Origin of the sequence: Mesorhizobium sp. L103C131B0 (assembly GCF_000502275.1) — a bacterium.
In the GTDB taxonomy this organism is placed as follows: domain Bacteria; phylum Pseudomonadota; class Alphaproteobacteria; order Rhizobiales; family Rhizobiaceae; genus Mesorhizobium.
This window is the reverse complement of record NZ_AYXC01000013.1, coordinates 84,628-106,849: the sequence shown is the minus strand read 5'-3', so window position 1 is coordinate 106,849 and position 22,222 is coordinate 84,628. Positions and strand designations below refer to the sequence as shown.

The 22,222-nt window shown below is 63.9% G+C and carries 21 protein-coding genes and 2 pseudogenes; 6 read left to right on the top strand and 17 right to left on the bottom strand.

The features are described from left to right. Window positions 1-35: 35 nt before the first annotated feature. The 4 genes from X730_RS144515 to tesB form a co-directional block, all read right to left on the bottom strand. Window positions 36-2,705, bottom strand: coding sequence for a DNA translocase FtsK (locus X730_RS144515; RefSeq protein WP_023826895.1), 2,670 nt, complete (start codon window positions 2,703-2,705; stop codon window positions 36-38). Window positions 2,706-3,051: 346 nt separating this feature from the next. Then, the gene (locus X730_RS144520; protein ID WP_023670498.1) at window positions 3,052-4,482 is read right to left on the bottom strand and encodes an ammonium transporter; all 1,431 of its coding nucleotides are present in this window, start codon (window positions 4,480-4,482) and stop codon (window positions 3,052-3,054) included. Window positions 4,483-4,513: 31 nt separating this feature from the next. Next, complete coding sequence (locus X730_RS144525) at window positions 4,514-4,852, bottom strand: P-II family nitrogen regulator (protein ID WP_023670499.1); 339 nt, start codon at window positions 4,850-4,852, stop codon at window positions 4,514-4,516. Between the two features lie 218 nt (window positions 4,853-5,070). Beyond that, the gene (gene tesB, locus X730_RS144530) at window positions 5,071-5,946 is read right to left on the bottom strand and encodes an acyl-CoA thioesterase II (protein ID WP_023687727.1); all 876 of its coding nucleotides are present in this window, start codon (window positions 5,944-5,946) and stop codon (window positions 5,071-5,073) included. Window positions 5,947-6,058: 112 nt separating this feature from the next. Between tesB and X730_RS144535 the strand changes: the two genes are divergently transcribed. Then, window positions 6,059-7,315, top strand: a complete 1,257-nt coding sequence (locus tag X730_RS144535) for a ubiquinone biosynthesis hydroxylase (protein ID WP_023826894.1) — start codon at window positions 6,059-6,061, stop codon at window positions 7,313-7,315. 22 nt (window positions 7,316-7,337) lie between these two features. Here X730_RS144535 and plsY read toward each other — a convergent pair. After that, window positions 7,338-7,977: pseudogene (gene plsY, locus X730_RS01000000164640) on the bottom strand (glycerol-3-phosphate 1-O-acyltransferase PlsY). Window positions 7,978-7,993: 16 nt separating this feature from the next. Continuing rightward, window positions 7,994-8,524 carry a hypothetical protein gene (locus tag X730_RS144540; RefSeq protein WP_023670503.1) on the bottom strand — a complete coding sequence of 177 codons (531 nt, stop codon included), beginning with the start codon at window positions 8,522-8,524 and terminating at the stop codon, window positions 7,994-7,996. 230 nt (window positions 8,525-8,754) lie between these two features. Between X730_RS144540 and X730_RS01000000164635 the strand changes: the two are divergent. Both X730_RS01000000164635 and X730_RS144545 read left to right on the top strand, forming a co-directional pair. Next, a pseudogene (locus X730_RS01000000164635) lies at window positions 8,755-9,311 on the top strand (FGGY-family carbohydrate kinase); the annotation flags it as partial. Then, complete coding sequence (locus X730_RS144545) at window positions 9,308-10,915, top strand: GMC family oxidoreductase N-terminal domain-containing protein (RefSeq protein ID WP_023826891.1); 1,608 nt, start codon at window positions 9,308-9,310, stop codon at window positions 10,913-10,915. The pseudogene X730_RS01000000164635 and the gene X730_RS144545, both read left to right, overlap by 4 nt. Window positions 10,916-10,930: 15 nt before the next feature. On the opposite strand, the gene X730_RS144550 is transcribed toward X730_RS144545, so the two are convergent. Both X730_RS144550 and X730_RS144555 read right to left on the bottom strand, forming a co-directional pair. After that, window positions 10,931-11,287 carry a YciI family protein gene (locus tag X730_RS144550; protein WP_023755630.1) on the bottom strand — a complete coding sequence of 119 codons (357 nt, stop codon included), beginning with the start codon at window positions 11,285-11,287 and terminating at the stop codon, window positions 10,931-10,933. Further along, entirely contained in the window at window positions 11,284-11,499 is a 216-nt protein-coding gene (locus X730_RS144555) for a hypothetical protein (protein WP_023726056.1), read from the bottom strand. Before X730_RS144555 ends, X730_RS144550 begins: the two co-directional genes overlap by 4 nt. A 219-nt stretch (window positions 11,500-11,718) precedes the next feature. Between X730_RS144555 and X730_RS144560 the strand changes: the two genes are divergently transcribed. Further along, window positions 11,719-12,144 carry an OsmC family protein gene (locus X730_RS144560; protein ID WP_023745404.1) on the top strand — a complete coding sequence of 142 codons (426 nt, stop codon included), beginning with the start codon at window positions 11,719-11,721 and terminating at the stop codon, window positions 12,142-12,144. Window positions 12,145-12,353: 209 nt separating this feature from the next. Here X730_RS144560 and X730_RS144565 read toward each other — a convergent pair whose 3' ends face one another. From X730_RS144565 to X730_RS0134115, 6 genes are all read right to left on the bottom strand, one after another. Then, window positions 12,354-12,983 (bottom strand): DUF480 domain-containing protein, encoded by a 630-nt coding sequence (locus X730_RS144565; RefSeq protein WP_023755632.1) that lies wholly within the window; start codon window positions 12,981-12,983, stop codon window positions 12,354-12,356. Window positions 12,984-13,223: 240 nt separating this feature from the next. Beyond that, on the bottom strand, window positions 13,224-14,003 hold the full coding sequence (locus tag X730_RS144570; protein ID WP_023670510.1) for a succinate dehydrogenase iron-sulfur subunit: 780 nt from the start codon (window positions 14,001-14,003) through the stop codon (window positions 13,224-13,226). 40 nt (window positions 14,004-14,043) lie between these two features. After that, window positions 14,044-15,873, bottom strand: coding sequence for a succinate dehydrogenase flavoprotein subunit (gene sdhA, locus X730_RS144575; protein WP_023694495.1), 1,830 nt, complete (start codon window positions 15,871-15,873; stop codon window positions 14,044-14,046). Window position 15,874: 1 nt separating this feature from the next. Then, complete coding sequence (gene sdhD, locus X730_RS144580; protein ID WP_023683885.1) at window positions 15,875-16,273, bottom strand: succinate dehydrogenase, hydrophobic membrane anchor protein; 399 nt, start codon at window positions 16,271-16,273, stop codon at window positions 15,875-15,877. Further along, the gene (gene sdhC / locus X730_RS0134120) at window positions 16,273-16,692 is read right to left on the bottom strand and encodes a succinate dehydrogenase, cytochrome b556 subunit (protein WP_023683884.1); all 420 of its coding nucleotides are present in this window, start codon (window positions 16,690-16,692) and stop codon (window positions 16,273-16,275) included. The genes sdhD and sdhC overlap by 1 nt, the downstream gene beginning before the upstream one ends. Before the next feature lie 240 nt (window positions 16,693-16,932). Next, window positions 16,933-17,403, bottom strand: a complete 471-nt coding sequence (locus X730_RS0134115) for a hypothetical protein (protein ID WP_023756504.1) — start codon at window positions 17,401-17,403, stop codon at window positions 16,933-16,935. Window positions 17,404-17,655: 252 nt separating this feature from the next. Between X730_RS0134115 and X730_RS144585 the strand changes: the two genes are divergently transcribed. Further along, window positions 17,656-18,027, top strand: coding sequence for a hypothetical protein (locus X730_RS144585; protein ID WP_023687709.1), 372 nt, complete (start codon window positions 17,656-17,658; stop codon window positions 18,025-18,027). Window positions 18,028-18,064: 37 nt separating this feature from the next. Here X730_RS144585 and X730_RS144590 read toward each other — a convergent pair whose 3' ends face one another. Next, entirely contained in the window at window positions 18,065-19,261 is a 1,197-nt protein-coding gene (locus X730_RS144590) for a GGDEF domain-containing protein (RefSeq protein ID WP_023755633.1), read from the bottom strand. A 163-nt stretch (window positions 19,262-19,424) separates the two neighbouring features. Here X730_RS144590 and X730_RS144595 point away from each other — a divergent pair, with 163 nt between their 5' ends. Then, entirely contained in the window at window positions 19,425-19,736 is a 312-nt protein-coding gene (locus X730_RS144595) for a hypothetical protein (protein WP_023706723.1), read from the top strand. 108 nt (window positions 19,737-19,844) lie between these two features. On the opposite strand, the gene leuC is transcribed toward X730_RS144595, so the two are convergent. Then, window positions 19,845-21,254, bottom strand: coding sequence for a 3-isopropylmalate dehydratase large subunit (gene leuC / locus X730_RS144600; protein WP_023670518.1), 1,410 nt, complete (start codon window positions 21,252-21,254; stop codon window positions 19,845-19,847). Window positions 21,255-21,532: 278 nt separating this feature from the next. Then, complete coding sequence (locus X730_RS144605) at window positions 21,533-22,168, bottom strand: class I SAM-dependent methyltransferase (RefSeq protein ID WP_031197135.1); 636 nt, start codon at window positions 22,166-22,168, stop codon at window positions 21,533-21,535. Window positions 22,169-22,222: the final 54 nt, after the last annotated feature.

Below are 22,222 nucleotides of genomic sequence, written 5' to 3'. Positions count from 1 at the left end.
AAGGTTCAAGGTTGCCGCCGGGCCGTATCGGCTGATCAGAACTTGTCGTCCTCGGTCGGCACCAGGATTTCGCGTTTGCCGGCATGGTTGGCCGGGCCGACAATGCCTTCCTTCTCCATCTTCTCGATGATCGAGGCGGCGCGGTTGTAGCCGATGCCGAGCCGGCGCTGGATATAGCTGGTCGACGCCTTGCCGTCGCGCAGCACGACCGAGACCGCCTGGTCGTAGGGATCGTCGGAATCCTCGAAATTGCTGTTGCCGCCACCACCAGCGCCGCCCTTGCCCGACGGCTCGTCATCGTCCTCGCCGTCATCCTCGGTGATGGCGTCGAGATATTCGGGCACGCCCTGCAGCTTCAGATGGGCGACGATCTTCTCGACCTCGTCGTCGGCGACGAACGGGCCGTGCACGCGCTGGATGCGGCCGCCGCCGGCCATGTACAGCATGTCGCCCATGCCGAGCAGCTGCTCGGCGCCCTGCTCGCCCAGAATGGTGCGGCTGTCGATCTTCGACGTCACCTGAAAGGAGATACGGGTCGGGAAATTGGCCTTGATGGTGCCGGTGATGACGTCGACCGACGGACGCTGCGTCGCCATGATGACATGGATGCCGGCCGCGCGCGCCATCTGTGCCAGGCGCTGCACCGCGCCTTCGATGTCCTTGCCGGCGACCATCATCAAATCGGCCATCTCGTCGATGATGACGACGATGTAGGGCATCGGCTCGAGATCGAGGTTCTCGGTCTCGTAGATCGCCTCGCCGGTCTGGCGGTCGAAGCCGGTCTGCACGGTGCGCGAGATTTTTTCGCCCTTCTTTTCAGCCAACTGCACGCGCGCGTTGAAGCCGTCGATGTTGCGCACACCGACCTTGGACATCTTGCGGTAGCGGTCCTCCATCTCGCGCACGGTCCATTTCAACGCCACCACCGCCTTCTTCGGGTCGGTGACCACCGGCGTCAGCAGGTGCGGGATGCCGTCATAGACGGAGAGTTCGAGCATCTTCGGGTCGATCATGATCAGCCGGCAGTCCTGCGGCGTCAGCTTGTAGAGCAGCGACAGGATCATGGTGTTGATGGCGACGGACTTGCCGGAGCCGGTGGTGCCGGCGACCAGCACATGCGGCATCTTGGCGATGTCGACGATCACCGCCTCACCATTGATGGTCTTGCCCAGCGCCAGCGCCAGCTTGGACTTGGTCGTCTCGAAATCGCGGCTGGCCAGGATCTCCCGGAGATAGACGGTCTCGCGCTTGGCATTCGGCAATTCGATGCCGATGGCGTTGCGGCCGGGCACCACGGCGACGCGGCAGGCAATGGCGCTCATCGAGCGGGCGATGTCGTCGGACAGGCCGATGACGCGCGACGATTTGATGCCGGGCGCCGGCTCCAACTCATAGAGCGTGACCACCGGGCCGGGCCGTACCGCGATAATCTCGCCCTTGACGCCGAAATCCTCCAGAACGCCTTCGAGCAGGCGCGCATTCTGCTCCAGCGCGTCCTTGGACAGGCTGGCGTCGCGCACCACGTTCTTCGGCTCCGACAGGAAATGCAGCGACGGCATTTCGAATGTTTCCGAGCCGATCAGCGAGGTCTGCGCCTCGCGCTGGAAGCGCGCGCCCGGAGCGGGACGCGGCGCAGGTGCGGCGACGCGGGTCGCTGCATCGGAGCGGAAGTTCTGCACCTTGGCGTTCGTCGCGGCACGGCGCTGGACCGGCTCGTCGTCGAGTTCGACCTCCTCGTCGCCATTGTCGAAACCGGCATCGAGGACGTCGTCATCGTCCGGATCGACGGAAACGCTGCGGTCATTGACCATGGCGGCGAAGAACTCCGGCTCGACGCGGGCGCGGCCATCCGGGCTCATCCGCGCTTCGGCGAATTCCGCCGATTCGACCCGTTCGGCGGCGCGGCGCCATGCGGTGGAGCGCTGCTCCATCTCCGGCTCGAACTCGTCGCGCTCCTGCTGGCGGCGCACAGCCCGGCGATGCATCCAGGCGCGGAAAGACAGCCACCAATGGGTAATGGCGCCGAGCGCCAGTATCCCTTCGTCGCCCTCGTCGTCGTCTTCGTCGAAGAGCAGGTCGTCCTCTCGGGGATCGGGCTCCGCGGTGCGCTCCATGACGGCAAAGCCGTTCTTGCGCGCAATCAGCGCCGAGCCATAGGCAAACAGCCACAGCGCCGGCGCAATGAGCACCATGGCAATGATGCTGGCAACGATGCCAGTCGGGTAGCCGCCAATGACCAGGCCCGGAACATTGAGCACCATGTCCCCGAGCACGCCACCGAGGCCGGTCGGCAACGGCCACGTCTTGGGCGGCACCACGCAGCCGGCCATCGCCGCCGCGAGCAGCGCGAAGCCGAACCAGGCAACGCCGCGCTTCGGCAGCCTATCGACGCCGCGCGCCGAAAACAGGAGAAAGCCCCAGATCACCGCCGGCACCAGGGCGGCGACCGCGGCAAGGCCGAAGAACTGCATGGCGAGGTCGGAGAATACCGCGCCCGCATAGCCCATGGCGTTGGTGACGATGTTGTCGGTGGCGTGCGAGAAGCTGGGATCGGCGACGTTCCAGGTCGCCAGCGCCGCGACGCCAAAGGCGACCAGCGCAAACAGGCCGGCGCCGACCAGCCGCCCGACCTGGCGCCGCGCGAATGCCTGGATGCCGTGCCCCGTATCGGTCAGCGCGAGCGGTGCTGAAGCCCCTGAACGCATGCTTCGTTCCCCGTCTGTCATGGACTGGCCGGGCGCATGACGCACTCCGGCAGATTCGGATGTCAGACTATCGGGGGGAAGGTTAAGGCCGCATTAACTATACGCACCCAGAGCCACGATCTTGCTCACTCCACTGTAGGCAGTCTCAACAGTTCGGAACCAATCCGGTCGACGTCTCCCCGCCGGCGGCCATCACTAGAACGTGATTGCGCAGGGACCGAGGCCTGCCAGCACGGTTGCCAAAAAGAGAGGCCCGGAATGACCCGGGCCTCAAAGCGTGAACTCCTTTCGGGAGCGTCACGACGGGATGGGAGAATGCGGGGCGGCCGAGGCCGCCCCGCAAGGCTTACGAGTGGTAGGCCGCTTCGCCATGCGAAGTCAGGTCGAGGCCTTCGCGCTCGGCGTCGGCTGTCGGACGCAGACCGATGATCAAGTCGACGACCTTGTAGAGGATTGCGCTGCCGATGCCCGACCACAGCAGGGTTACCAGGACGCCTTTGCCCTGCGCCAGCAGCTGCGTGGCCGTGCCGGCATAGCCGGCGGCGAAGTCGGCCGTCGAATAGTCGACGATGCCGGCGCCGCCGAGGGCGGGATTGACCAGAATGCCAGTGCCTAGCGCACCGATGATGCCACCGACGCAGTGGACGCCGAAGACATCGAGGCTGTCATCATAGTCGAACGTGTTCTTCACCACCGAGACGAAGAAGTAGCAGACGAAGGTGGCAACGATGCCAAGCACGATAGCGCCCATCGGGCCGGCAAAACCTGCAGCCGGCGTAATCGCGACGAGGCCGGTGACCGCGCCCGAAACAGCGCCGAGCATGGAGGCTTTGCCGCGCAGCAGCGATTCAAGCACGATCCAGGCCACTGCCGCCGCCGCCGTGGCGACGAAGGTGTTGATCATCGCCAGCACCGCATAGGCGTTCGCTTCGAGGTTCGAACCGGCGTTGAAGCCGAACCAGCCGACCCACAGCAATGAAGCGCCGACCATGGTCAGCGTCATCGAGTGCGGCGCCATGATGTCCTTCTTGTAGCCGATGCGCTTGCCGATCATCAGCGCGCCGACGAGACCGGCAATGCCCGCATTGATGTGAACGACCGTGCCGCCGGCGAAGTCGATGGCGCCGAAGCTGAAGATCAGGCCGGACGGGTCGGCATAGGCGCTCGGGCCGCCCCAGAACCAGACCATGTGCGCGATCGGGAAGTAGATTAACGTCACCCATAGGATAACGAAAAGGATCAAGGCGGAGAATTTGACGCGTTCGGCGAATGCGCCGACGATCAGGGCGGGCGTGATGCAGGCGAAGGTCATCTGGAAGACGACGAACACCAGTTCAGGAATGGCGACGCCCTTGCTGAAGGTTTCCGAAAGCGTCGATACGTTGACGCCGGAGAGAAACATCTTCGAAAGGCCGCCGACGAAGGCGTTGCCCGGGGTGAAGGCGAGGCTGTAGCCGTAGAAGACCCAGATGATCATGACCACGCTGGTGATGGTGAAGACCTGCATCAGCACCGACAGCATGTTCTTGGTACGAACCAGGCCGCCGTAGAAAAGCGCAAGGCCGGGAATGGTCATCAACAGCACCAGCACGGTGGAAATCATCATCCACGTGGTGTCGCCCTTGTCGACGGTAAAAGCCGGCGCTGCTGGCGCTGCCGCCGCGACGGCGGGAGCCGCCTCCTGCGCGAAGGCAGCAACCGTGCCCAATGCTCCGAGCGCTAAGGAGCCCAGCAGCGCGGAGCGCGCCACTGACTTCAAGGTGGAAGGTATATTCATTGAACTCTCCATTGGAATACGTGTTCGCCGCTCAAAGTGCGTCGGTGTCTGTTTCGCCGGTACGGATGCGCACCGCCTGATCGATGCCGAAGACGAAGATCTTGCCGTCGCCGATCTGGCCGGTCTTGGCCGCCGCCGTGATGGCTTCGACGGCCTTGTCGACCAGGTCTGTGCTGACCGCGACTTCGATCTTGATCTTCGGCAGGAAACTGACCGCGTATTCCGCCCCGCGATAGATTTCCGTGTGTCCCTTCTGACGCCCGTAGCCTTTGACTTCGGTGACGGTCAGGCCCTGGATGCCGACGGCGGTGAGTGCTTCGCGCACCTCGTCGAGCTTGAACGGCTTGATGATTGCCATCACGATTTTCATAAGGTTTCACCCTTTGCTGTTGCGGTCCCCCGCGTTTGCACACCTTCACCGATCCCAAAAAGCCCGGAGAGTGCCCAACAGGATTCAAGCTCCGTGCCAGTTGCCGAAGCAGGGTGTTAACTCATTGTAAATAAACGGATTGCTCGAGTCCCGGCGGCACGGTGCGCACTGTCAACGGACAGTCACTGATTAAAAAGTAGGCAATTTTTCGAAAATGCCTATTCGGCAGGCGGCCGTTTCAGCCGGATCAGGCCTTCCTGGGCAACCGAGGCGATCAGCGTGCCGTCGCGGGCAAACAGCGAGCCGCGGGTGAAGCCGCGCGACCCCTGCGTCGAGGGGCTGTCCTGCGTGTATAGGATCCAGTCATCGAGCGGATGGCTGCGATGGAACCACATCGCATGGTCGAGGCTCGCCGCCTGGATGTCGCGGTCGAAAATGGCGCGGCCGTGCGCAAAGGTCGAGGTGTCGAGCAGCGTCATGTCGGAGAGGTAGGCAAGCACCGCCGCCTGGATGCCGCGGTCGGCCGGCACCGGGCCGGTGGTGCGGATCCAGATGTTCTGCTGCGGCTCCAGCTTTTCGCGGCTGGTGTAATGCTTCAGCATCACCGGCTTCATCTCAATCGGCCGGTCACGCTCCCAATAGCGCTTGATGCCGTCCGGCACCGCCTCGCCGAACTTGCCCAGCAATTCGCGCTGCGACAACAGGCTGTCGGGCGGCGGCACGTCGCGCGGCATCGGCAGCTGATGCTCAAGGCCAACCTCATCCTGCTGGAACGAGGCTTCCAGCGAAAAGATCGCCTGGCCGTGCTGGATCGCCACCACGCGCCGCGTGGTGAAGGAGCCGCCATCGCGGATGCGGTCGACCTCGTAGACGATCGGCACCTTGGTGTCGCCGGGCCGCATGAAATAGCCGTGCAGCGAATGCACGTGGCGCTCGGGCTCGACGGTGCGCTGCGCGGCGACCAGCGCCTGGGCAATGGTCTGGCCGCCGAAAACGCGCTGCCAGTCGAGCTTGGGGCTGCGACCACGGTACAGATTGTGTTCCAGCTGCTCGAGGTCGAGAATGCTGAGAAGCTCGTCCATGGCCGCCGTCATGCTTCGTGACCTCGCCGTAAGATGCTATGGCGGTTTCCGACAGGAATGGCGGGCAGTCAAGGCCGGAATGCCCCAGTGGGCGGGGATGGTCGAGACTTCGAAAGGAATTGACATGGCGAACCGCAACACGGACGCAAAAAACCCGCTCGACGTGCTGGTCGCTGGCGCCGGCTATGTCGGCCTCGCCGCCGCCGTGTCGCTGAAACAGGCGCGGCCGGGCCTCGCCGTGGCGGTCGTTGATGCTGCCCCCGCCGGCGTCTGGCAGAAGGACCGCCGCGCCTCGGCGATCGCCGCCGCCGCCTGCCGCATGCTCGACCAGCTCGGCGTCTGGCAGGAAATCGTCGGGCAATCGCAGGCGATCACCGAGATGATCGTCACCGATTCGCGCACCGCCGATCCGGTGCGTCCGGTGTTTCTCACCTTCGATGGCGAGGTCGCGCCGGGCGAACCGTTCGCCCACATGGTCACCAACAAGGACCTGAACGGCGCCTTGCGCCGCCGCGCGCAAAAGCTCGGCATCGACATCATCGAAGGTGTCGCGGTCGCATCGTTCGACGGCAATGGCGCCGGCATCACCGTGCATCTGGCCGACGGCGCGGCGATTAAGGCGCGGCTGCTGGTCGCCGCCGACGGCGTCAATTCCAAATTGCGCGACATGGCCGGCATCAAGACGGTGAAATGGGAATATGGCCAGTCCGGCATCGTCTGCACGGTGGCGCATGAGCGCCCGCACAATGGCCGCGCCGAAGAGCATTTTCTGCCGGCCGGCCCGTTTGCAACGCTGCCGCTCAAGCCCACCGAGGACGGCACCAACCGTTCGTCGCTGGTCTGGGTCGAACGTTCCGAGGATGCCGAGAAGCTGGTCTCGGGCGACGACCTCGTCTTCGAGCAGGAGCTTGAAATGCGCTTCGGCCTGAAGCTCGGCGAAATCCGCGTCACCGACAAGCCGCGCGCCTGGCCGCTCGGCCTGACCATCGCGCGCGCCTTCGTCGCCCCGCGCGTAGCACTTGCCGGCGACGCCGCGCACGGCATCCACCCGATCGCCGGCCAGGGCCTCAATCTCGGCTTCAAGGATGTGGCGGCCCTTGCCGAAGTGGTGGTCGAGGCCGATCGCTTGGGACAGGATATCGGCGCGCTCGACGTGCTCGAGCGCTACCAGCAATGGCGCCGCTTCGACACGGTGCAGATGGGCGTCACCACAGATGTGCTGAACCGGCTGTTTTCCAACGACATCGGCCCGCTGCGCCAGCTCCGCGACATAGGCCTCGGCCTTGTCGAACGGATGCCCAGGCTGAAGGAGTTCTTCATCCGCCAGGCGTCGGGGTTGTCCAACGGCACACCACGGCTGCTCAAGGGTGAGGCGATTTAGGCCGGGAATGAGTGCCGCTTTGTCATAGACGCGGCTCGGCTCCTGACATCAGCCGCGCAATGTTGGCGCGGTGGCGCACGATCACGTAGATGCCGCCGGCGATGACCAGCAACCGGTAGGGCAATGGTTGTCCCATGCCGCCGACGAGGGCGATCGCGGTGAGCGCCGCCAGCATCGAACTCAGGGACACAATTCGGGAAACTGCCAACACCACGGCAAATGCCGTCGCCGCGCCTAGGCCCACAGGCCAGGACATCGCCAACAAAACACCCAACCCCCGTCGCAGCCGATTTGCCGCCGGTGAAATTCAGCCAGATCGAACGGCTATGCCCAAGCAAAACAGCGAGTCCGGCCAAGCATACAATCCAAGGAGCCCAAACGGGCATATCAGATATTGCCGACGGCGGCGTTGCGGAGGACCAGAAACAAAACCAACGGGCAAAGATGACCGCTGCCGCCCCTTTCAGCACGTCCACCAGAAGCACCACCAATGCTGGCCATTTCCCGAGTGTGCGCAATACATTTGTCGCACCGGTGGACTTGGAGCCGTGCTCCCGGATATCGATGCCCTTAAGCAGTTTCCCCGCCAGATAGCCGGCAGGCGTAGAGCCGATAAGGTAAGCGGCAGCCGATCCTACCACGCTCGCTATCCAGAATGACATGCGCCCGGGCTGTTTCTCAGTTGACCTCAAACCCCAGCTTCTGCCGCAGTCGCAGCATGCGTTGGTCGGCGACCTTGAAACTCTGCTCGCCGCTCTTGGCAACACGATCCAGCATCTGCAGCAGATCTTCGCGCTCATGCGGATCGAGGCGCTCGCGCAGGAAGGGCGCCAGCTTGTCGATGACGATCGTCGTGTCGTCGATCTGCGCCGCGGCCCATTTGGCGTAGACGACGGCTTCATCGGTCTTCTTCTGGTTGTCCGCAATCTGCGAGATCACCTCGCGGATGACCGTTTCGCGCTTCGGCAGGATCGGGCCGTGCTCCGCTGCCAGTGCGGTGATCAGCGTTGCCGCCGCCACCACCGGATCGTCGATCGCCGTCAGCGGCGACAGCGCCGCCTGCTTGCGCAGCTTCTTGCGCCTTATGTTGCCCTGGACGCGGCCGACGACGTCGGCGACCTCGCGCGCGGCTTCGTTCATGGCCTTCATGCGATACCACCAGAACGCCCCGGCTCCCAGCACGCCGAGAATAGCAATCAGGAAAGGCATGTCGAATTCCCCCGAAAATTGCGGCGACGATAGGAGAACTCCGGCGTTGCTTCAACACGCAAGAATTGTATCTGATGAGAAAACAGAGCTGGCCCCCTAATCATCCAGACGCCGAGATCGGACGTCCTGGGTTCAGGTCGCTCGTCACGGGCACTAATGATGCAACCGCTTAGCGATAACGCTGACTTCGCATCGAGCGCGGTGCCCATCATGACGATCCGTTCGGCCACTGCAATGCGGCTGTCGGCGCGGTGACGCCGGCCTGGGACGATCCGATGTTCCACCCGTTCTCTACGGGTCGGGGCAAGGGGCGGAATACCGCGCCGGCTTCTACGGCCTTGCCGGCTGGCACAAGGAAGGCCATATGCTGCGCGCGCTGTTCGAGGGCGTGATGTTCGAGCATAGGCGCCACATCGAAGTCTTGAAAAAAGCCGGCGTCGGCTTCGACAGAGCCGTGCTATCCGGCGGCGGCTCGCGCAGCGAACACTGGCCGCAGATCTTCGCCGACGGGCTTGGCGTGCCGATCACCGTCCCCGAAGCGCGCGAGACCGGCGCGCTTGGCGCGGCAATCGGCGCCGGGGTCGCGGCCGGCCTGTTCGCCGACTACGAGGCCGGCGTTGACGCCATGACCCGGTCAAGCGCCACCTACCGTCCGAACCCGGCCATGCAGGACCATTACAACAGGCGTTATCGCGCCTATTGCGGCCTTGCCGATACGCTGCGATCGTTCTGGGCCGAACAGGCGGCAGAACCGAGTAGAACACCGCCGAGTAAACCACCGCAATGACCCAACGGCTCGATGGCGACTACGACTACATCATCGTCGGCGCAGGCACGGCGGGCTGCGTGCTGGCCAATCGGCTGAGCGAAAACCCGGCGACGCGCGTGCTGCTGCTTGAGGCCGGCGGCAGCGACAATTATCACTGGGTGCATATCCCGGTCGGCTATCTCTATTGCATCGGCAATCCGCGCACCGACTGGATGATGAAGACTGCCCCCGAAGCCGGCCTGAACGGCCGCTCGCTGGTCTATCCCCGCGGCAAGGTGCTGGGCGGCTGCACCTCGGTCAACGGCATGATCTACATGCGCGGCCAGGCGGCGGACTACGATGGCTGGCGGCAGATGGGCAATGTCGGCTGGGGCTGGGACGATGTGCTGCCCTACTTCCTCAAATCCGAGGACCATCATGGCGGCAAGACCAAGCTGCATGGCTCCGGCGGCGAATGGAAAGTGGCGCGGCAACGCCTGGCCTGGCCGATCCTGAACACGGTGCAGGAGGCGGCCAAGGAATTCGGCATCATGCCGCGCGAGGATTTCAATGACGGCGACAATGAGGGGTCGGGTTTCTTCGAAGTAAACCAGAGCAAGGGCGTGCGCTGGAACACGGCCAAAGCATTCCTTCGCCCGGCGCTGCGGCGGCCCAACCTTCGGCTGGTCGTCAACGCGCATGTAGAGACGGTGCTGTTCGAGGGCAAGCGTGCTATCGGCGTCCGCTACCGCGCCGGCGGCCAAACCATCGAGGCAAAGGCCAGGAGCGAGGTGCTGCTGACCGCCGGCTCGATCAACACGCCGAAACTGCTGGAGCTTTCCGGGGTCGGCGAGCCGGATCGCCTCGCCGCGCTCGGCATCGATGTGGTTCACGCCAGCCCCGATGTCGGCGAGAACCTTCAGGACCATCTGCAGATCCGCACTGTCTACAAAGTGTCGTCGGCGCTGACGCTCAACACGCTAGCCAACAGCCTGAGCGGCAAGGCGAAGATCGCGCTGCAATATGCCTTTGGCCGCTCGGGACCGATGTCGATGGCGCCGAGCCAGTTCGGCATGTTCTCGAAATCCGATCCGTCGATGGCGACGCCGGACCTGGAGTACCACGTCCAGCCCTTGTCTACCGACCGGCTGGGCGACCCGCTGCACCCGTTCCCGGCAATCACCATGTCGGTCTGCAATCTGCGCCCCGACAGCCTCGGCTCCGTGCATACCACGACGCGCGACCTGGCCGTGCAGCCCGAGATCCGGCTGAACTACCTCTCGACGGTGCGCGACCGCGAGATCGCGCTGCGCTCGGTGCGCCAGGCGCGCAGCATCATGACCGCCAAGGCGCTTGCCGGCTTCCATCCGGAGGAAATCCTGCCAGGCCCCACCCACCAGTCCGATGATGACCTGCTGCACCAGATCGGCTCGATCGCCACGACCATCTTCCACCCAGTCGGCACCTGTAGGATGGGCATCGATGACCGCGCCGTCGTCAGCCCGGACCTGCGCGTGACCGGTATCGAGGGGCTGCGGATCATCGACGCCTCGATCATGCCGCGCATCGTCTCCGGCAACACCGCCTCGCCAGTGGTGATGATCGCCGAGAAGGCGGCGGATATGATCCGCCGGCCTGCATGACCTCGCCGCTGCCGCCTACGACCCCGGCACGTCGTAGATCGCCCTGACCTCGATCGTGCCGATTTCGGCCAGCGGAATTTTGCCGGCGATCTCGAGCGCCTGTTCGAGAGTGTCGGCTTCGATCATGACGAAACCAAGCAACTGCTCCTTGGTTTCGGCAAACGGACCGTCAGTGATCAGCCGCTTGCCTTGGCGCCGCCGCACCGTCTTCGACGTCTTCACCGATTGCAGCGCCTGCGCGATGATCAGCTTGCCTTGCTGGTCCAATGACCGGTCATAGGCCATCGAATCGGCGTCGAGCTTGGCCAGACGCTCCGGCGTCATGGCATGGAGGTCCTTTTCCTCGCCGTAGACCAGACAGACATATTTCATTTCCAGCTCCCTTGCTGTGACGACCCATAGGCGATCACGGTGCCGGCGGCATCCTTGCCGGCAGCAGCGTGGTCGAGCACGCAGACCGCAATGCCGATCACGGCGACCGCAGCAAGCAGCCGGCCGAAGCCGGAAGATCGCGAGCACTCGATCTCGCGTAGACGCGCGCTTTTGTCGGCGTCGTTCCAATGGGCAGAAAACAGATTGTTCATCTTGGATCTCCATCCGCCACGAGAATCCGTGGACGCTCGCAGGACGGCCGGCGCCGATGCAAGTCGACATTTTTGCACGCACATTTTTCAGAAAAGATTTGCAGGGCTCGCCGGCGTCGCATCCGGCCGAAACAGCGCGGTGGTCTTCCCCTGCCGCCGCGCTATAGTTGGAGGGAACGCCGCGTGGCCGGCGCTGTCGCTGTAATCAAGGAGAATCTTATGGACCGCACCGCAAACGCCGTCTGGAAAGGCAATCTGAAGGAGGGCACGGGCACGCTCGACAGCCAGAGCGGCACCTTGAAGGGCACGCCCTATTCGTTCAAGGCTCGCTTCGAGGACGAGAGCGGCAAATCCGGCACCAATCCCGAAGAGTTGATCGCGGCGGCACACGCCGGCTGCTACGCCATGCAGCTGTCGCATTTCCTGGCCGAGAACGGCACGCCCGCCACCGAGCTCGACGCCAAGACAGTGGTGACGCTGGTGCCCGGCACCGGCATCACCGGCAGCGCCATCACCCTGATCGGCAAGGTACCGGGCATTGATGCGGCGAAGTTCAAGGAACTGGCCGAGAAGGCCAAGGCGGAGTGCCCGGTTTCGAAGGCGCTGGGGGCCATCGCAGTGTCGCTCGACGCGAAGCTGGGGTGATCCGCCGATTTTGCCCGGGGTAGCGATTCTTCGCGCCCCCCTCTGCCCTGCCGGGCATCTCCCGGGGAGATTGGAAGCTCGGTAGCTGGCACTCTTCTTTCGACGTTCGTGATTGGCGAAGGCCGGCGTGACATCTGATCTCCCCACTTGAGGGGGAGATGGCCGGCAGGCCAGAGGGGGGTGCTGTCCCGCCGACGTCTCGGATACTATTAGGCGCCCAGCGCATCAAGCCGGGCGCGAAGGGCTGCGACTTCCTGCTCCAGAGCCTCCAATCTTGCTTCCAGGTCGGAAGCAGGCAAGGCCGGCGCACTCCGCTGCATCGATAACGCCGCGACGTCCACCGGTCCTGCGAGCAGATGCACAAAACGGTCCTCGCGCTGCCCCGGCCCGCGCGGTATTTCCTGGACGAGCGGCGGTCGGCGGCCGATCAGCATGTCGAGTTCAGCGCGCAGGTCTTCGATCGACGAGAACCGCGCCATGCGCTCAGCTCGCGCCAGCAACTCATGCGCCGTCTGCGGCCCGCGCAGCAAAAGCAGGCCGATCACCGCAGTCTGCGGCGTCGTCAGCGAGAAGCGCTGCGCCATCTGATGCCCATAGCGCTCGACGCGCGAGCCGAACATCTGACGCACCAGCCCCTTCTGCTCGAGCAGCTTCAGCGTCCGATGCACCTCTGTCGGCTCGAGCGCCATCACAGGCTCGCGCGCCGTCTTCTGGTTGGCGGCTGCAAGTGCTGCATTCAGCGTCAGCGGATAGACATCCGGCGTCAGCTCCTTCTTCTCGATCAGGCAGCCGAGCACACGGACTTCGACCGGATTAAGGATTGGAAGCTCTTCGCTCATTGGGTTGAGTATCCTTTCTAGCGCCGGCGAGACAGCGCCCACCTCTCTGTCTACCGAATATCTCCCCACGCGGGGGGAGATCGGCAGCTTCGCCGACAGCGCGCCATCCTTCAACCTTGGAGATTGGCGAAAGCCGCGATGACGGCCAATCTCCCCACCCGTGGGGGAGATGTCCGGCAGGACAGAGGGGCGCGCGAAGGATCGCCGCGTTCGAGATTGCCGCGAGCGAACTCGCCTCAACTAAACCCGCCGCTCCACCATCATCTTCTTGATCTCGGCAATCGCCTTGGCCGGGTTGAGCCCCTTCGGGCAGGTCTGGGCGCAGTTCATGATGGTGTGGCAGCGGTAGAGCCGAAACGGGTCTTCGAGATCGTCGAGCCGTTCGCCCGTGGCTTCGTCGCGGCTGTCGATCAGCCAGCGATAGGCCTGCAGCAGCGTCGCCGGGCCGAGATAGCGGTCGCCGTTCCACCAATAGCTCGGGCACGAGGTCGAGCAGCAGGCGCATAGGATGCACTCGTAGAGCCCGTCGAGCTTCTCGCGGTCCTCGTGGCTCTGCAGCCACTCCTTGGCCGGCTCCGGCGACACTGTCTTCAGCCAGGGCTGGATCGAGGCGTGCTGGGCGTAGAAATTGGTGAGGTCGGGCACCAGGTCCTTGACCACCTGCATATGCGGCAGCGGGTAAACTTTGACTGCGCCGGAAATATCGTCGCAGCCCTTGGTGCAGGCCAGCGTGTTGGAGCCATCGATGTTCATGGCGCAGGAGCCGCAAATGCCTTCGCGGCAGGAGCGGCGCAACGCCAGCGTCGGGTCGATCTTGTTCTTGATCCAGAGCAGCGCGTCGAGCACCATCGGCCCGCAATCGTCCATGTCGACGAAATAGGTGTCGATGCGCGGGTTCTCGTCATCGTCGGGCGACCAGCGGTAGATGCGGTATTCCCGCAGGTTGGTGGCGCCCTCCGGCTTCGGCCAGGTCTTGCCCGGCTGCACCTTGGAGTTCTTGGGAAGCGTGAGTTCGACCATTACCTCAGATCCTTTCGGATGACGGGCTTCGGCACCATGGTCAGTATACCCTGGCCTTCGGCGCGATCTTGGCAAGACTGATGCCGCCGTCCTTTTCCGCCACCAGCGGCTCGGTGTGCACGGGACGATAGCTGAGGCTCACCTGGCCGTCCTCGCTTAGCCGGGCCAGCGTATGCTTGCGCCAGATAATGTCGTCTCGGGCCGAAAAATCTTCGCGCGCATGCGCGCCGCGGCTCTCCTTGCGCGCCTCGGCGCCGTAGACCGTGGTGATGGCGTTGGCCATCAGATTTTCCAGCTCCAGCGTCTCGACCAGGTCGGAATTCCAGATCGTCGAGCGGTCGGAGACTTTCAGGTCCTTGAGCTCGGTCCATATCTGCGAAATGCGCTTGCAGCCGTTTTCGAGCGACTCCTGTGTGCGGAACACGGCGGCGTCTTCCTGCATCGCCTTCTGCATTTTCTCACGCAGAACGGCGGTTGGCGTCGAGCCATTGGCGTGGCGCAGCCGGTCGAAGCGGTCCATGATGTTTTCGACCGAGGCTTCGTTGGGCGAAGGGATCGCCGAATTGCGGTCGATGACCTGGCCGGCGCGGATTGCGGCGGCGCGGCCGAACACCACCAGATCGATCAGCGAGTTCGAGCCCAGCCGGTTGGCGCCGTGCACGGAGGCACATCCGGCCTCGCCGACCGCCATCAGCCCGGGTGACACCCGGTCAGGATTCTCGACAGTCGGGTTCAGCACCTCGCCCCAGTAATTGGTCGGCACGCCGCCCATATTGTAGTGCACCGTCGGCAGCACGGGGATCGGCTCCTTGGTCAGGTCGACGCCGGCGAAAATCCTGGCCGATTCCGAAATGCCCGGCAGCCGCTCATGCAGCACGGCCGGATCGAGATGGTCGAGATGCAGGAAGATATGGTCCTTGTTCTTGCCGACCCCGCGGCCTTCGCGGATCTCCAGCGTCATGCAACGCGAGACGACGTCGCGCGAGGCCAGGTCCTTGGCCGACGGCGCGTAGCGCTCCATGAAGCGCTCGCCCTCGGAATTGACGAGATAGCCGCCCTCGCCGCGCGCGCCTTCGGTGATCAGGCAGCCGGCGCCGTAGATGCCGGTCGGATGAAACTGCACGAACTCCATATCCTGCAACGGGAAGCCGGCCCGTGCCGCCATGCCGCCGCCGTCGCCTGTACAGGTGTGCGCCGACGTCGCCGAGAAATAGGCGCGGCCATATCCGCCGGTCGCCAGCACCACCATCTTGGCGGAGAAGCGATGGATGGTGCCGTCGTCGAGGTTCCAGGCGACGACGCCGGTGCAGGTGCCGTCCGGTTCCATGATCAGGTCGAGCGCAAAATACTCGATGAAGAACTGTGCATTGTTCTTCAGCGACTGGCCGTAGAGCGTGTGCAGGATGGCGTGACCGGTGCGGTCGGCGGCAGCACAGGTGCGCTGCACCGGCGGGCCGTCGCCATAATTCATCATGTGTCCGCCGAACGGCCGCTGGTAGATCTTGCCCTCTTCGGTGCGCGAGAACGGCACGCCGTAATGCTCGAGCTCGTAGACCGCCGCCGGTGCCTCGCGCACCAGATATTCCATGGCGTCGACGTCGCCCAGCCAGTCCGAACCCTTGACGGTGTCGTACATGTGCCACTGCCAGGAGTCCGGACCCATGTTGGACAGCGACGCGGCAATGCCGCCTTGTGCCGCCACCGTGTGCGAGCGGGTCGGGAACACTTTGGTGATGCAGGCCGTGCGCAGGCCCTGCTCGGCCATGCCGAGCGTGGCGCGCAGGCCGGCGCCGCCGGCGCCGACGACCACCACGTCGAACTTGTGGTCGACAAAGGTATAGCCGGTGGCCGATTTCGCGTCCTTGGCCAAATCAGCCTCCGAATGCCAGTTTGAGCAGGGCGAAGATCGAGGCGACGCCGACCGCTATGGTGAAAAACGTGCTGAGTGCGATCAGCGCCAGCTTCATGCCTTCGGCATGCACGTAATCCTCGATAATGACCTGCATGCCGACACGCATATGGGTGAGACCGGAAACGAGCACCAGCGCCAACACCAGCGCCACGAACGGACTGGCGAGCGCCGCCCGCACCTCGGCGAAGCCGGCGCCATTGAGCGCGATCAGGAACCCGACGAAGAACAGTATCAGCGGGATGTTGGCAATGGCCGTCAGCCGCTGTCGCCAGAAATGCCCGGTGCCTTCGCGGGCCGAGCCCAGACCGCGGACCTTGGCCAGCGGCGTGCGCATATCGTTGTTGTTCGTGCCGCTCATCACAAGGTTCCCCGCGCCATGTAGCCGGCGACCCAGATCAGCAGCGTGAGCAGGATGGAACCGGCGAGCGTCGCCCAGGCGATCTTCGATGCCGTGTGTTTCTCCAGCCCGGCGCCGGTGTCCCAGACGAGATGGCGCACGCCGCCCAGCATGTGGTGCATCAGCGCCCAGGTGTAGCCGAACAGGATGAGCCGGCCGAGCCAGGTGCCGAAGGCCCAGTTGATCCAATCGAAAGCGCCTTGCGAACTCGCCGCCGCCATCAGCCACGCGGCGACCAGCAGCGTGCCGAAATACAGCGCCCCGCCAGTGATGCGATGAATGATTGACATCGTCATGGTGATCGGTGGGCGGTAAATCGTCAGGTGCGGCGAGAGCGGCCGTTCACGTCTGGCGGTTCGGGTGGCTGGTGATTTGCTCATGGCTGCCCCAGTTCGATGTCCGGAGCCGCGGTGGAAAGCGGCACTTACCGCCTCGATATATGACTTCAGACAGCCGGTTTCTAATGCTCTTTTTGCACCGCGTCAAAGCCGGAAAATCGTTTTGAAAACGTCATTTAGTCTGACAAAAGGCTGCTGTTTCGCTTCAATCGATTTGGCCACCGTCGAAAGCCGGCGCACCGTTCGCTGCAGTGCGGCATTTCCTTTGCAATCGACGCCAGGCTATCGTTTGCAGGTCTGTGGTGTCGAGCCCCTCTTCATCACCAGCGCCTCGCGCGCGTCGATCACGATTGCGTCATGCGACGCCGCTTCCTGGTAGCGGCTGGACTGGTTGGCGGGTGATGCGGCAAACTCCTCGGTCGTGCCGTCTGGCCTGACAACGCGCAGCGCCGTGCCGAGGTTCTGGATGGTGATCACACCGCCATTGCCGCATCTGTAAGTCGCCGTGCCGACAGCAGACCGCGGGGCCGTAAGGTCGGTGACGATCTTGGCTGGCGGTGCGGCAGGTGCTGCAGGAGCCGTTGCGGAAGCCGGGGGCGCCACAGGTGGGGCGGACTGCTGAGCCGGCGCGGGCGCGACAGCGGGTGGTACGGTATTCACCGCCGTCGGCGCGCCGTTCTGCGGCACGCAGGCTGCGGCAGTCAGCAAGGGGATCGACAACAGCGTCACCCGAAACGTCCGGCGTAACGCCATATGCTGTCCTCCTGCGCGGCTAACTAGCCGCGATGTTCCACCAAGATCAAGCTCACCCGACGTCAGCGTAGTTGTGTGCGTCGCGGCCGATGGTGCGGGCAAGCATGGCCGAATGATGACGCCCGGGTTTCCATCCCGTCGGATATTAACCATGTTTGGCGAGAGATCGCCGCCGGATGCGCCTGCCCTCTTAACAAAGGTTAAGAAAAGGTTAATTTCCGATTCGATCGGGTCCACAGCAGAGAGGACACCATGCTTTCGAATTCAGGAAGAGCGCGCCTTGCGGCGCTTGTGCTGGCGACAGCCAGTCTCGGCTTCGCCGCCCCGGCAATGGCCTGGTCGCGCCATCATGACCGCGTCTATGCCGATTCCCTAGGCAATCTCGTCATCGACAGCGCCGCCGGCTACAAGCGCATCATTGTCGGCCAAGGCAGGCTGGCCAAGAAATTGTCCGACTACACCAGCGCCGGGCAGCCGGAAGCGGAACCGGAAGTCCTTTATGAAGACGAGGCGGATCACATCTCCAGGCGTGGCTGCTACCAGCCGCCGGTGTTCGTGAAGGGCCGCTCCTATATGTACGGCCTCTCCGATGGCGAAATGCCCAACCTCAGCCCTTGCCGCTGATGATCCGGCACGGCCGAGAGGCCGTTTAAGCGAGACGCTAACCGACGCTGCCTGTATCCGGGATGAACACCGTTTCCGCCCGCTCATAGGACAATCGCACACTGTCGCGGCCGTTCTTCTTGGCCTTGTAGAGCGCTTCGTCGGCGCGCCGCATCAGCGGCTCCAGCCCTTCGTCGCCGGTGCGCGCCGCGACGCCGAAGCTCGCGGTCACCCTGGTGCCCGGCGGCAACCCGTCGACACTGCCGGCCGAATAGTGCGTGCGCACGGCTTCGGCAAACAGCCGCGCCGTGGCAAGATCGCTCAGCGACAGAAGCACAGCGAACTCCTCGCCGCCGATGCGGCCGGCAACCGCACGCGTGCCGGCGGCCGCGCGAAGCTTGGCGGCGAAGTCGGCGATCACCTGGTCGCCCGCGGCATGTCCGTATTTGTCGTTGAGCGCCTTGAAGTGATCGAGATCGGCCAGCACCAGCGCGACCGGCACCTTGGTAACAGCGCAATGCTGCAGCACCAGCAAGGCGCGCTCCTCGAAACCCCTGCGGTTGAGCAGGCCAGACAGCGGATCGGTGTGCGTCTCGGTCTTCAGCGCCTTCATCACGTCGAGCGCAGCTGCCGAGAACAGGCAGAGCGCGATCACCAACGACAGCAGCGCGTGCGTCAAAAGCGCCGTCGTCCAGTAGGACGAGCCATAAAACCCGTCATAGCTGGTGAACGGCCCGTGCGAGATGACGACGAGCAGCGTGCGGCCGATGAAGTTCAGCCCGGACAGCAGCGACAATACGAACAGGATTTTTTCCGTCGGGCCGTTCTTGCGCACGGCGCGCAGCTCGGCGGCGACCAGCAGGCTGAGGCCGCCAAAGCCGAAATTGATCGACAGGATGCGCCAAGTCAAGTCCGGCTGGACGAACAGGAACCAGCAGAATGCGACCATCCCGCCACCCGCCAGAATGCCGATCGCGATATAGGGCACGCGCCTGCCGTAGCGCGAGATGATCGCACCGACGAGGCAGCAGGCGGCGAGCGTGAAGCAGAGGTTGGAGACCAGCTTGGTCAGCACCATGCCGCCGGGCAGCGTGAAATACTGCAGCAGGAAGCCGGGCGCGGACACGCAATAGCTCGTGCCGAGCACAGCCAGATAGGGCCGGTGGCGCTGATAGAACCACAGCACGAGGAACGCCGCGCCGAGCGCCAGCGCGATCGTCGGATTGAGCAGCGCTATGAACAGGCCGGTGTCCAAAGGACGGTGACTTCCCCGCTTGACGTCAGGGAAGACCTTAGAGCGCAAGCCCCAACAAGCGGTTAAGCCGGGACGAATATGCAAGTCGCCACTCATGAAGCTGGTGCACGGAACCGGGACCTGAGGCCGGCGTTTCCTGACAGCAATCAAGGAGAAGTTGTTCATGGCCGACACGATCACGCTGACCGATCACGAAGCAATTCGCTCATGGGCCGCAGGGCGCGCCGGATTTCCGGCGATCGTCGATGTATCGCCCGAAACCGGAACGCAGCCGTTGCTGAGGCTCGTCTTCGGCCAGCACGCCTATCAGGACCAGGATCAGCCTGAACGCCCGGTCAACGCAGGCGGCTACGAGCTGGTCGAATGGGACGAGTGGTTCAAGATCTTCGACGAGCGCGAACTGGCGCTGGTGGTCGCGACCGACGAACCCGGCAGCCGGGAGGAATTTCATGAAATCATCCGGCGTGCCGGCTAGGGCATAATACCCCAAGGGTCTTAGAGCGGCGCGCTTTAAACAAAACCCCGAACGGTTTTGCCGTTCGGGGTTTTGCATACGCTCAGATCAGGCTTGAACCAGTCTGCGCTATTTCCAGTCGCGGATGTCGACGAAATGGCCGGCGATCGCCGCCGCCGCCGCCATTGCCGGCGATACCAGATGGGTGCGGCCCTTGAAGCCTTGCCGGCCCTCGAAATTGCGGTTCGAGGTCGAGGCGCAGCGCTCATGCGGCTTCAGCCGGTCGTCGTTCATGGCCAGGCACATCGAGCAGCCCGGCTCGCGCCAGTCGAAACCGGCGGCAATGAAGATCTTGTCGAGACCCTCGGCCTCCGCCTGTTCCTTGACCAGACCGGAGCCCGGCACGATCATCGCATCGACATGCGCACTCACCGTCTTGCCTTCGACCACCTTGGCCACCGCACGCAGATCCTCGATGCGGCCATTGGTGCAGGAGCCGATGAAGACGCGGTCGAGCGTGATGTCGGTGATCTTCGTGCCCGGCGTCAGCCCCATATAGTCGAGCGCGCGGATCTTTGACGTCCGCTTGTTCTCGTCCGTGATCTCTTCCGGATTGGGAACGACGCCCTGCACCGAAACGACGTCCTCGGGCGAGGAACCCCAGGAGACGATCGGCGGCAGCTTGGCCGCGTCGAGCACGATCACCTTGTCGAAATGCGCGCCCTCGTCGGACTGCAGCGTCTTCCAGTATTCGAGCGCGGCGTCCCACGACGCGCCCTTCGGCGCGCGCGGCTTGCCCTTGACATAGGCGAAGGTGGTTTCGTCGGCCGCGATCAGGCCGGCGCGCGCGCCGCCCTCGATCGACATGTTGCAGATCGTCATGCGGCCTTCCATCGACAGCGCGCGGATCGCCTCACCGGCATATTCGATGACATAGCCGGTGCCGCCGGCGGTGCCGATCTCGCCGATGATGGCGAGGATAATGTCCTTGGCGGTGACGCCTTCCGGCAACTGGCCATCGACACGCACCAGCATGTTCTTGGCCTTGCGCTGGATCAGCGTCTGCGTCGCCAGCACATGCTCGACCTCGGAGGTGCCGATGCCATGCGCCAGTGCGCCGAAGGCGCCATGCGTCGAGGTGTGGCTGTCGCCGCAGACGATCGTCATGCCAGGCAGCGTGAAGCCCTGCTCCGGCCCGATGATGTGGACGATGCCTTGGCGGATATCGTTTTCGGAGTAATATTCGACGCCGAAATCCCTAGCGTTCTTGGCCAAGGCCTCGACCTGGATGCGGCTTTCCTCGTTCTTGATGCCGAATTTGCGCTCGGGCGAGGTCGAGACATTGTGATCGACCACGGCCAGCGTCTTTTCCGGATGCCGGACTTTTCTGCCGGTCATGCGCAGACCTTCGAAGGCCTGCGGGCTGGTCACTTCATGGACGAGATGGCGGTCGATGTAGAGCAGACAGGTGCCATCATCCTGGCGATCGACGACATGGTCGTCGAAAATCTTGTCGTAGAGGGTGCGCGGTGCGCTCATGTGCGTAAATCCGTCGATTTGCAAAAAGGGGAAGGGCAGACGCGCCGAAGCCTTCGGCCCGGCGAAAGCGGCTTAGCTAAGTCGGCTGGTGAGCGCGCCGGAAATGCGCGAAGAGAAACGCGACGGCAGGCGTTTTCGGTCCTGCAGCACGAAACCCTTATAGGCCGGATCGCCAAAAAGCTCTTCCATGGCGTGGCTCATACCAATGTTTTCGGTTTTCGGCAATTGCGGCGTGTTTTCGCTTCTCCCCTTGTGAGAGAAGGCGAAGAGGGCGGCGCTCAAAGCACCTCGAACACAAAAGTCTTTACCAACGCATCCGGCTCGGCGATCGCATAGCAGCGGAACCATGGGCTTTGCTCGACCGGCTGCCATTTCCCGGCCCGTTCCAGCCCGTCGAACACGTCCTGGAAGCCGCCGCTTTCGAAAACCTGGTCGCGCACGGTGAAGATGGCGTGGCCGCCTTTCCTGGTGATGCGGACAAGCTCGTGCAGGCCGGACGCCGGCGCATGGCCGATGGTGAACACGCCAGTCGAGAAGAAGGCGCGGAAATGCCCGTCTGGCCAAGGCAGCGGCCCGCCGAGCATTGCCTGCTTCAGATCGCCATAGGCATTGCGGCTGCCGGCGATCTTCAGCATGTCGTCGGAGAGGTCGAGCCCGGCAATGTCGTGATAACCCAGCGCCTTCAATGACGGGCCCGACAGGCCGGTGCCGCAGCCGGCGTCGAGCAGCGGTCCTTCGCCCACCTGCACATGGCGCGCCACCCAGGCGGTGATCAGGAACGGCAGCAGATAGCCTAGCGAAGCGGTTTCGCTGTCATAGGTCGCGGCCCAGTCCGCATAGGCCTTGGCCAGCCCTTCCGGCGTGTCGGCCGAATAGACGGTGCCCAGCGCCGCATTGGCCTTGTCGATCGTCATCGCCTGCATCCTCCGGAATCCTGTCCTCCGCCATCGTAGCCGTGCCCGCGTCGG

Excerpts from the sequence above, each read along its gene's own strand:
- X730_RS144605 (WP_031197135.1), bottom strand. The coding sequence starts at position 22,168 with ATGACGATCGACAAGGCCAATGCGGCGCTGGGCACCGTCTATTCGGCC.
- leuC (WP_023670518.1), bottom strand. The coding sequence starts at position 21,254 with ATGAGCGCACCGCGCACCCTCTACGACAAGATTTTCGACGACCATGTC.
- X730_RS144585 (WP_023687709.1), top strand. The coding sequence starts at position 17,656 with ATGCTTTCGAATTCAGGAAGAGCGCGCCTTGCGGCGCTTGTGCTGGCG.
- X730_RS144525 (WP_023670499.1), bottom strand. The coding sequence starts at position 4,852 with ATGAAAATCGTGATGGCAATCATCAAGCCGTTCAAGCTCGACGAGGTG.
- X730_RS144595 (WP_023706723.1), top strand. The coding sequence starts at position 19,425 with ATGGCCGACACGATCACGCTGACCGATCACGAAGCAATTCGCTCATGG.
- X730_RS144535 (WP_023826894.1), top strand. The coding sequence starts at position 6,059 with ATGGCGAACCGCAACACGGACGCAAAAAACCCGCTCGACGTGCTGGTC.
- X730_RS144520 (WP_023670498.1), bottom strand. The coding sequence starts at position 4,482 with ATGAATATACCTTCCACCTTGAAGTCAGTGGCGCGCTCCGCGCTGCTG.
- X730_RS0134115 (WP_023756504.1), bottom strand. The coding sequence starts at position 17,403 with ATGGCGTTACGCCGGACGTTTCGGGTGACGCTGTTGTCGATCCCCTTG.
- X730_RS144555 (WP_023726056.1), bottom strand. The coding sequence starts at position 11,499 with ATGAACAATCTGTTTTCTGCCCATTGGAACGACGCCGACAAAAGCGCG.
- X730_RS144570 (WP_023670510.1), bottom strand. The coding sequence starts at position 14,003 with ATGGTCGAACTCACGCTTCCCAAGAACTCCAAGGTGCAGCCGGGCAAG.
- X730_RS144550 (WP_023755630.1), bottom strand. The coding sequence starts at position 11,287 with ATGAAATATGTCTGTCTGGTCTACGGCGAGGAAAAGGACCTCCATGCC.
- sdhD (WP_023683885.1), bottom strand. The coding sequence starts at position 16,273 with ATGAGCGGCACGAACAACAACGATATGCGCACGCCGCTGGCCAAGGTC.
- X730_RS144545 (WP_023826891.1), top strand. The coding sequence starts at position 9,308 with ATGACCCAACGGCTCGATGGCGACTACGACTACATCATCGTCGGCGCA.
- X730_RS144560 (WP_023745404.1), top strand. The coding sequence starts at position 11,719 with ATGGACCGCACCGCAAACGCCGTCTGGAAAGGCAATCTGAAGGAGGGC.
- X730_RS144565 (WP_023755632.1), bottom strand. The coding sequence starts at position 12,983 with ATGAGCGAAGAGCTTCCAATCCTTAATCCGGTCGAAGTCCGTGTGCTC.
- X730_RS144540 (WP_023670503.1), bottom strand. The coding sequence starts at position 8,524 with ATGCCTTTCCTGATTGCTATTCTCGGCGTGCTGGGAGCCGGGGCGTTC.
- X730_RS144515 (WP_023826895.1), bottom strand. The coding sequence starts at position 2,705 with ATGCGTTCAGGGGCTTCAGCACCGCTCGCGCTGACCGATACGGGGCAC.
- sdhC (WP_023683884.1), bottom strand. The coding sequence starts at position 16,692 with ATGAGCAAATCACCAGCCACCCGAACCGCCAGACGTGAACGGCCGCTC.
- tesB (WP_023687727.1), bottom strand. The coding sequence starts at position 5,946 with ATGACGGCGGCCATGGACGAGCTTCTCAGCATTCTCGACCTCGAGCAG.